Source organism: Nitratidesulfovibrio liaohensis (genome assembly GCF_011682075.1).
Lineage (GTDB): Bacteria > Desulfobacterota > Desulfovibrionia > Desulfovibrionales > Desulfovibrionaceae > Cupidesulfovibrio > Cupidesulfovibrio liaohensis.
Genome location: NZ_VSMK01000049.1, coordinates 1 through 8344, shown reverse-complemented (window position 1 = coordinate 8344; position 8344 = coordinate 1). Strand labels below are relative to the sequence as shown.

Annotated in this window: 7 protein-coding genes and 1 pseudogene; 5 read left to right on the top strand and 3 right to left on the bottom strand. The window is 68.1% G+C overall.

The window, feature by feature from the left end; translation table 11 throughout:
• Window positions 1-231 (bottom strand): annotated as a pseudogene (locus FVW27_RS02265) (ABC transporter); the annotation flags it as partial.
• Window positions 228-1154, bottom strand: a complete 927-nt coding sequence (locus FVW27_RS02260; protein WP_167122398.1) for an ABC transporter permease subunit — start codon at window positions 1152-1154, stop codon at window positions 228-230. The pseudogene FVW27_RS02265 and the gene FVW27_RS02260, both read right to left, overlap by 4 nt.
• 230 nt (window positions 1155-1384) lie before the next feature.
• Between FVW27_RS02260 and FVW27_RS02255 the strand changes: the two genes are divergently transcribed.
• The 5 genes from FVW27_RS02255 to FVW27_RS02235 all read left to right on the top strand — a co-directional run bounded on the left by FVW27_RS02255 (window position 1385) and on the right by FVW27_RS02235 (window position 7375).
• Complete coding sequence (locus FVW27_RS02255; RefSeq protein ID WP_167122396.1) at window positions 1385-3820, top strand: PAS domain S-box protein; 2436 nt, start codon at window positions 1385-1387, stop codon at window positions 3818-3820.
• On the top strand, window positions 3817-4737 hold the full coding sequence (locus FVW27_RS02250; protein ID WP_167122394.1) for a sensor histidine kinase: 921 nt from the start codon (window positions 3817-3819) through the stop codon (window positions 4735-4737). Before FVW27_RS02255 ends, FVW27_RS02250 begins: the two co-directional genes overlap by 4 nt.
• A complete protein-coding gene (locus tag FVW27_RS02245; RefSeq protein ID WP_167122392.1) occupies window positions 4734-5240 on the top strand; it encodes a response regulator in 507 nt (168 codons plus the stop codon). Before FVW27_RS02250 ends, FVW27_RS02245 begins: the two co-directional genes overlap by 4 nt.
• Complete coding sequence (locus FVW27_RS02240; protein WP_167122390.1) at window positions 5237-6325, top strand: response regulator; 1089 nt, start codon at window positions 5237-5239, stop codon at window positions 6323-6325. The genes FVW27_RS02245 and FVW27_RS02240 overlap by 4 nt, the downstream gene beginning before the upstream one ends.
• A 117-nt stretch (window positions 6326-6442) precedes the next feature.
• A complete protein-coding gene (locus tag FVW27_RS02235) occupies window positions 6443-7375 on the top strand; it encodes an SAM-dependent methyltransferase (protein ID WP_167122388.1) in 933 nt (310 codons plus the stop codon).
• A gap of 340 nt (window positions 7376-7715) precedes the next feature.
• On the opposite strand, the gene FVW27_RS02230 is transcribed toward FVW27_RS02235, so the two are convergent.
• On the bottom strand, window positions 7716-8126 hold the full coding sequence (locus FVW27_RS02230) for a response regulator (protein WP_167122386.1): 411 nt from the start codon (window positions 8124-8126) through the stop codon (window positions 7716-7718).
• Window positions 8127-8344: the final 218 nt, after the last annotated feature.

Below are 8344 nucleotides of genomic sequence, written 5' to 3'. Positions count from 1 at the left end.
GGCGATGGACTGCCGGTTGGCCAGCACGAAGGCTACCGTGCGCCCGCCAAGAACGGCGGGCCACAGGTCGGGCCAGGCCCAGCCGGGCGCGGCGGCCCACAGGGCCAGCACCGGCAGGGGCAAGCCGAACAGCAGCCACAGCAGCGCCAGAAACAGGCGCGCTCCCTTCTGCGGATCAGGGCGCAGCTGAGGACGCGAATCCGCCCGGCCCGTTCCGTTGCGTGGGGTCACAGCTGGCGCTCCCGGCCTCGCAGCCCGGCCACCAGGCGCACGTAGGCCGTCACGAACCCGGCGCAGCACAGCAACAACAGGGTCAGCAGGGCGGCGGCGGCGGGGCGGTCTTCCAGCGAGCGCAGAAAGTACAGGTCGTAGGCCGCCACACCCGGCATGGCCGGTGTGGATTCGCCCAGCAGCAGGGGAATTTCCACCGCGCCGAAGGCGTACAGGAACAGGATCAGGAACGAGGCGTGCAACACCGGAACAAGGTGCGGCACTACCACGTCGCGCAGCACGGCCCACCGCCCGGCCCCCAGCATTCGGGCCGTCTCGATCAGGCGCGGGTCCAGCCGCCGCAACGAGGCCACGGCCAGCAGCATGACGAAGGGCAATTCCTTGTAGGTGTAGGCCAGGACCATGCCAAGGCCGTCGCCGCCCCAGAGCAGGGCGGGAAACTGCGCCTGTCCGCCGATTATCCCGGCCTGATGCAGCGCGGCGGACACCAGGCCGGAACGGCTCCAGAACACGATGGCCAGAAAGGCCACCACGATGTGCGGCAGCACCAGCGGCACCCGGAACACCAGTGCCGCCAGTTGCATGCGGGCGGGCAGCCGCCACACCCCGTAGGCCAGCAACGCACCCCCGGCCACGGACAGCAGGGCCGAAACCCCGGCCACGCGCAGCCCCAGCAGCAGTGCCCCCGCCATGTGCGGCTGGGCCAACTGCCGCCAGCCCGCCCATGCATCCCGGACATCCGGCGCGGAAAGCCCCAGCGCGCCCTGCTCCGGCAGGTACTGGATCGGCAGCAACCACCCCAGCGACTGGGCCGCCGTCAGCCCCACGCCCGCCATAAAGGGCACCAGCAGCACCAGCAGCGGGCACAGGGCCGTCATGCGGTGCGCGGCGCCGATCCGGGGGTGGTGAGTGCGGGTGGACATGGCTGCTCCTGCGGCAGAGGGGACGGGTATGGCAGGTGTACAGGCAACGGCGGCCCCTTCGCAAGCGGACCTTACCGGGGACACGGCTCCCGATATCGGACGGCCCGCAGTCCGCGTTAGAAACGAAACAGCGGCGCGTGCATTGCGCGGCCCCGCCAACTGGTCCATACTGACAGCATCCGCCACTTCGTCGCCTTGCTGGAAATGGTCGCCCCCATGGAGGGCCACAGATGCTCCCGGACAGCAACACCGCGCCCATCGCACCGCCCCCTCGGTCCGGTCGGCGCGCCCGCCGCCGTGCCGCGCTCTGCGTGGTGCTGCTGGCGGCCATGGTACTGTGCCTGCTGCGCCCTGCCCCCGCCGGGGCTCGGGCCGCGCTGACCGAGGCAGAGCAGGCCTGGCTTGCCGACAACCCCGACAAGCTCACCCTGTACTTCGACAAGAACTTTCCGCCCTACGAAATGATTGGGCCGGAAGGCTCCTTCCAGGGGCTGGCAGCCGACGTGGTGGCCCTGGTCGAGCAACAGTTGGGAGCCCGTTTCGCCAAGACACCGGCTCCGGACTGGCCCACCCAACTCGCGGCGCTGGAAAGCGGAAACATGGCCCTCGTCCCCGTCATAGTGCGCACCCCCGAGAGGGAGATATATGCGCAATTCACACCGCCCTACGTGGATATTCCCACCGCCATCATCGCCCGGCGCGGCGAAGGCGAGGGCCGCCAGCTCTCCGACTTCGTCGGTCGCCGCGTGGCCGTGGTACGGGGCTACGTCACCGAGGCGTACGTCCGTCGGCACTCGGAAGGGGGGCGCATGGAAGTGGTGCCCGTGCCCAACGTGCAGACCGGCCTGCGCGACGTATCCTTCGGCGTGGTGGACGCCATGGTGGAAAACCTGGCCGTGGCCGCCCATTACATAGACAAGGAACAACTGCCCAACCTGAAGGTTGTCGGCGCCACCGACCTCGGCTACCCGCTCAGCCTGGGCATCAGCAAAAAATACCCCTTGCTGTGCAGCGCGGTGCTCAAGGCCTTTGCCGCCATCCCTCCGGAGGAGCTGGAAGGCACCAAGGCCCGCTGGATACGCCTGGACACCGGCGGCGTACTCACCCCGGACCAGCGCCGCATGCTGCGCGTGGCCGCCGTGGGGGCCGTGGTGATGGTGGTCTGGCTTGTCCTGGTCACCTGGGTGCTGCGACGCAGACTGCGCGAAAAGGTGGACGCCCTCGACCATGCGCGCCGCAAGGCCGAGGAACAGTCCACCCGGCTGGCCCTGGTACTGGGGGCCACCAACGCGGGCACCTGGGAATACGATCCGAAAACCGGCGCCGCATACTGTAGCCCGGAATGGTACACCATGCTGGGGCACCTGCCCGATTCCACCTCCCACACCTATGCGGGCTGGTTCAGCCTGATGCACCCGGAAGACACGCCACATGCGTCCAAAATACTTAATGAATATGTGAAACATGGAGGCAGGGGCGGCTACGAGTCGGAATTCCGCATGCGCCATGCGGACGGGGGATGGCGCTGGGTGCTGGGCAAGGGCCAGGCCGTGGCCTGGGACGACGCGGGGCACCCCACGCGCATCATCGGCCTGAACATCGACATCCACAATCTGAAACAGCATCGCGAGGCCGCGCTGGAAAGCGAACGGCGCTTTCGCACCATTTTCGAGAGCGCCCCGTACTCCATCGTCATCAACCGCATGTCCGACGGGGCCTACCTCGACGTGAACCGGGCCTTTCTGGCTTCGCAGGGCGTGGACCGGGAAGAGGCGCTGCGCGGCGATCCCCTGCGCTTTTCGGGCGCGTCGCCCGAAGAGGCAGCGGCCTTCCGCCGCGCGGTCCGCAACCTGGGCGGCCTGCACAACGTGGAGAGCGCGGTAAGGCGCAAGGACGGATCGTACAGGCACATCATCTTCTCTGCCGTGCCCGTGGCTTTCGACGGAGAAGAGGCCATCCTGTCCATCACCGTGGACGTGACCGAGATGAAGGCCGCGGAAGAAGCCCTGAAGACCAGCGAGGAAAAATACCGCGCCATCTTCAGCAACGCCCCCATCGGCATCTTCCGCACGCGGTACGACGGCAGACTGCTCGACGCCAACCCGGCCCTGGCGCGCATGCTGGGCTACGCCGACCGCGAGGAACTGCTGAGCCGGAACGAAAACCGCACGCTGGCCATCCACCCCCACCCGGCCCAGCGCCTGCGCCTGCTGGACATGCTGCGGGAAACCCCGCAGGGCGTGCGCATGGAATGCCAACTGCTGCGCCGCGACGGGTCGGCCTTCCACGCCATCATCAACGCCTCGCTCCAGCCCGATGCGGACGGCAACCCCGCCTTCCTCGACGGCTCCATAGAGGACATCAGCATCCGCAAACAGGCCGAAGAGCAGTTGCGCCAGTCGGAACAGAAGTTCTTCCAGCTGTTCCAGCTCAGCCCCGACGCCATCGTGGTGGCCCGGCTGGACGACGACACGGTGCGCGACGTGAACCAGGCGTTCATCCACATGTTCGGCTTCACCCGCGACGAGGTGCTGGCAACCCCCGCCAGCGAACTGGCCATCGTGCCCCCGGCGCCACGCTGCGCGCCCCGTACGGCCAGGTACGGCGGGATGGCGCGGTGCGCAACCACGAGTTTTCCGCCCGGCACAAGGATGGCACGCCCATGAACTGCCTGCTGTCGTGCGCGCTGCTGCGCATCGACGGCGAGGCTCACGTCATGGCCGTGCTGCGCGACATCACGCAGATCAAGAAAATGCAGGAAGTGATCATCCAGACGGAGAAAATGGTTTCGCTGGGGGGCATAGCGGCGGGCATCGCGCACGAAATCAACAACCCCCTCGGCATCGTGCTGCAGGCGGCGCAGAACATGGCGCAACGCACCCGGCCCGACTTCGCCAAGAACGTGGCCGTGGCGCAGGCCATGGGCCTCGACATGGAACTGCTGGCCCGCTACATGCGCGAACGCAAGCTGGACGTGTTCCTGGCGGACATCCAGGACGCCGCCCTGCGCGCCTCGGCCATCATCCGGCACATGCTCGAATTCAGTCGGCGCAGCGAATCCAAACGCAAGCTCTGCGATCTGCCGGGCGTGCTGCACCGCGCGCTTACCCTGGCCCAGAGCGACTACGACCTCAAGAAAAGCTACGATTTCAAAAAAATAGATGTTTCGCTGCACATGGACGACGAACTGCCGCCCATCAACTGCACGGAAACGGAAATCGAGCAGGTGGCCATCAACCTGCTGCGCAACGCGGCCCAGGCCATGGCCACGGCCGACCCGCCCGTGGAAGCCCCGCGCATCGACATCGACATCACCGCCTTGCCGGGGGGAGTGCGCATCGTCATTGCCGACAACGGTCCCGGCATGCCCCCGGAGGTCCTGCACCGGGCCTTCGAGCCGTTCTTCACCACCAAGGCGCCAGGGGTGGGCACGGGTCTTGGCCTGTCGGTCTCGTATTTCATCGTCACCAAGGGGCACGGCGGCCGGATGGAGGTGGAGTCGGCACCGGGCCGGGGCACCCGCTTCATCATCGAGCTTCCCGCGGATGCACCCGCCACCGTTCCGCAGGAGACCTCTGCATGACGTCTCCCCTCTGCCACACGTCCGCCCACGAGCCGCCCATCGATCTGCTGATCGTGGACGACGAGGAGCCCATCCGCCGCATGCTCATGGCCTATTTCGAAGACTTCGACGCCTTCTCCGTGCGCGCCGCCGCTTCCGGCGAAGAAGCGCTGGCGGCCCTGGCGGCCCGACACGCGGACCTGTGCGTGGTGGACATGCGCCTGCCCGGAATGAACGGCGAGCAATTCATCCTGGAAGCGGCAGGCCGCGCGATGTGCCGCCATTTTCTGGTGCACACCGGCTCGGTGAACATGAAACCCGGACAAGCCCTGCGCGCCGCCGGGGTGGGGCCGGAGGACGTGTTCGTGAAACCCCACGACGCAGCACGCCTGGCGGAACGCATTTACCAGGTGCTGGGCAGACGCGGCGCACACGACACGCCCCCCAGGGTTACGGGAGATACGGAGCCCGCAAGGGGCGCGCACCCCGCAGATGCCCCGGCAAACCGGAGGAACCCGCGATGAGCGTGCTGGTCATCGATGATCAGGAGGGCCTGCGGCGTTCGCTGTGCGCCTACCTCGAGGACATGGACTACGAAACGCTCGAAGCCGCCGACGGCCGCCAGGGACTGGAGGTGCTGGACGCCCACCTGCCCGATGTCGAGGCGGTCATCGTGGACCTGAACATGCCGGTCATGGACGGGTACGCCTTTCTCGCCCATGCCTGCGAACACGCCCCGGACCTGCCCACCATCGTCCTTTCCGGGGTGGGGGTGGTGGATGACGCCATCCGGGCCATGCGCGCCGGGGCGTGGGACTTCATCACCAAACCCCTGCACGACTTCAACATCCTGCAACTGACCCTGGACAAGGTGCTGGAACGCGCCCGTCTGCTGCGCGAAAACCGCGCCTACCAGCAACGTCTGGAGTGCATGGTGGGCGAGCGCACCGCCGAAATCGAGCGCACCCGCCGCCAGATCCTCCAACGGCTGAGCCGTGCCGCAGAATACAAGGACAACGAGACCGGCATGCACGTCATCCGGGTGGGCGAGATCAGTGCGCTGCTGGGCCGTGCGCTTGGCCTGCCGGAAGACCGTTGCGACATGCTGCGCCAGTGCGCGCCGCTGCACGACGTGGGCAAGATAGGCATCCCGGACAACATCCTGTTGAAACCCGCCGCACTGGACGCAGGGGAATGGGATCTGATGCGCCGCCACTGCGCCTTCGGGTGCGAACTGCTGGGCCCGCTGGACCGGGACGATGCGCGAGCCTCGTGCGCTTCGTACCTGCTGCCACGCGGGGACGACGGCAACCCCTTTCTGGCCCTGGCCCGCATGCTGGCCTTGCTGCACCATGAACGGTGGGATGGCACGGGCTACCCTTTCGGGCTGCGGGGCGACGACGTTCCCATGGAGGCGCGCATCGTGGCGCTGGTTGACGTGTACGATGCCCTGCGCAGCGAACGCCCCTACAAGCGCTGCTTCACGCGCGAAGAATGCCGCGACGCCATCGTGGCGGGTTCCGGCACGCAATTCGATCCGGACGTGGTGCGGGCCTTCCTGGACAATATTGACGCCATCGAGGGCATCCGCGAGCGGTGGGCAGGCTGACACCCGCCACGCGGCTTGCCATTCATGCCGCGCCGCGCTACAGGCACGCCCACGCCGCCGTACGCGCCCTGTGCCGGGCATCCGCCCCTTTTCCTCGGACCCTTCGGACACACGAACATGACCGCCCCCCACCTTGCTGACCGCACCATCTACATCGCCGCCGCCGGGTTCACCGACGACCTCGTCCACGAGCTCGAAGACCTGCACGGCGCGCGCGTGCTGGACATGCGCGGGCGGCTGGTGGTGGCCGAGGGTCCGGCCCGTCCGGCGGCATGGGCACAGAACGTCTGGCTGGAGCCCGTGGCCATCCCCGTGGCCTCCATCGGCGATGCGGCCCGCAAGCTGAAGACCATCCAGCGCAACTGGCACCTGCACGCCACCGGCCACCACCGCCGGGCCGCGCTGATTCAGGAGCAACTGCCGCGTGTGGCCGTCCGGCCCGTGGCGTTTGGCGATGCCCCGCCCACGGCGCCGCTGGGCTCGTGGACCCTGTGGGAGCCGGACCTGGTGCTGGCATCCGCCCGCTGCACCAGCCCCTTTCCCGACGGCGAACCGCGCTTCGAGGAAAACCGCACCGTGCCGCCCACCCGCGCCTACCTGAAGCTGTGGGAGCTGTTTACCCTCATCGGCAAACGCCCCGGCCCCGGCGAACTGTGCCTGGACCTGGGCAGTTGCCCCGGCGGATGGACCTGGGTGCTGGCGGAACTGGGTGCCAGGGTGTTCAGCGTGGACAAGGCGGACATTGCCCCGCACATCGCCGCCCACCCCAACGTGAACTTCTGCACCGGCAGCGCCTTCGGGCTGGACCCGCGCCACGCCGGGGCCGTGGACTGGCTGTTCTCGGACGTGATCTGCTACCCCGACAGGCTGCTGGCCACCGTGGGCCGCTGGCTGGAATTGGGCCAGTGTCGCAACTTCGTGTGCACCCTGAAGTTCCAGGCCGATACGGACCACGCCACGGCGCGCGCCTTCGCGGCGGTGCCGGGATCGCGCCTGCTGCACCTGGCCCACAACAAGCACGAACTGACCTGGGTGCTGCTGCGCGACTGAAGTCCCTGCCTGCTGCCGTACCCGCCACGCCGATTTGCCATCAATACGCCGAACGTTCCTTCCCCCTGCCGCCAGGCACCATTCTTCGCCCTGCCCCTTCCCCGTCCGCCCCGCATCTGGCCGCATGGTCAAGCGTCTTCGACCCGTTGCGAGGGGGCATTGCGCCATGCCGCCCGCCGCAAATGAATCCGGGGCGGAACCGTCTGCTGCGAAGGTTCCGCCCCGGACTGCGAGGGGGGATGGGCGTATGCTGTCGTGGAACACTGACGGCGGGTCACGCCGTGCCGGGGGCTGCCCGGCAAAATTCACTACCGCACCTGTGGGCTCAACCGCGCTGGCCCTACAGCACGGCGCGGCGCTCCAGCACCTGCTCGTACGCGGTCTCGATGCGCTCCAGCAGTTCCTCCACCGGGCAGGGCTTGAGCAGGTAGTCGCTGGCCCCGGCGCGCATGGCGTCCAGGGCGATGTCCGTGTAGGCGTGCCCGCTCAGGATGATCACCGCCGGGTCTTCGCCGCCGGACTTGCGGATTTCGCGCAGCACGTCGCGGCCATCCATGTCGCCCAGCTGGATGTCCAGGATCACCACATCCACGGTCTGCCCGGCCAGCCACTCCAGCGCGGCCCGGCCGCTGGCCACGCCGTCCATGGTCACGCCGCGCTTGCGCATGCGGCGCAGCAGCGCGTCACGAAAGCCGTCCTCGTCGTCCACCAGCAGGATGCGGCAGCTTTTCAGCAATTCCGGGCAGTCCATGTCCCTCTCCTGTTCCGCCTGTTCCGCTTGCGCGGCAATTCCGTTGCCGGACAATCACGCGCCGCGGGCTTCCGCGGGCTGGGGCGCCATGTCGGGCAGGGTCACCACGTCGCCGGGCTGCACGTCCAGGTCGTGGGGCACGCGGGCCACACAGTCGCGCGCGGTGCATTCCACAACCCGCGCCTCGCCCACCGGGCTGCCGTCGGGGCGGTGGATGC

Coding starts and splice junctions, on each gene's coding strand:
- FVW27_RS02260 (WP_167122398.1), bottom strand. CDS start 1,154: ATGTCCACCCGCACTCACCACCCCCGGATCGGCGCCGCGCACCGCATG.
- FVW27_RS02230 (WP_167122386.1), bottom strand. CDS start 8,126: ATGGACTGCCCGGAATTGCTGAAAAGCTGCCGCATCCTGCTGGTGGAC.
- FVW27_RS02255 (WP_167122396.1), top strand. CDS start 1,385: ATGCTCCCGGACAGCAACACCGCGCCCATCGCACCGCCCCCTCGGTCC.
- FVW27_RS02240 (WP_167122390.1), top strand. CDS start 5,237: ATGAGCGTGCTGGTCATCGATGATCAGGAGGGCCTGCGGCGTTCGCTG.
- FVW27_RS02250 (WP_167122394.1), top strand. CDS start 3,817: ATGAACTGCCTGCTGTCGTGCGCGCTGCTGCGCATCGACGGCGAGGCT.
- FVW27_RS02235 (WP_167122388.1), top strand. CDS start 6,443: ATGACCGCCCCCCACCTTGCTGACCGCACCATCTACATCGCCGCCGCC.
- FVW27_RS02245 (WP_167122392.1), top strand. CDS start 4,734: ATGACGTCTCCCCTCTGCCACACGTCCGCCCACGAGCCGCCCATCGAT.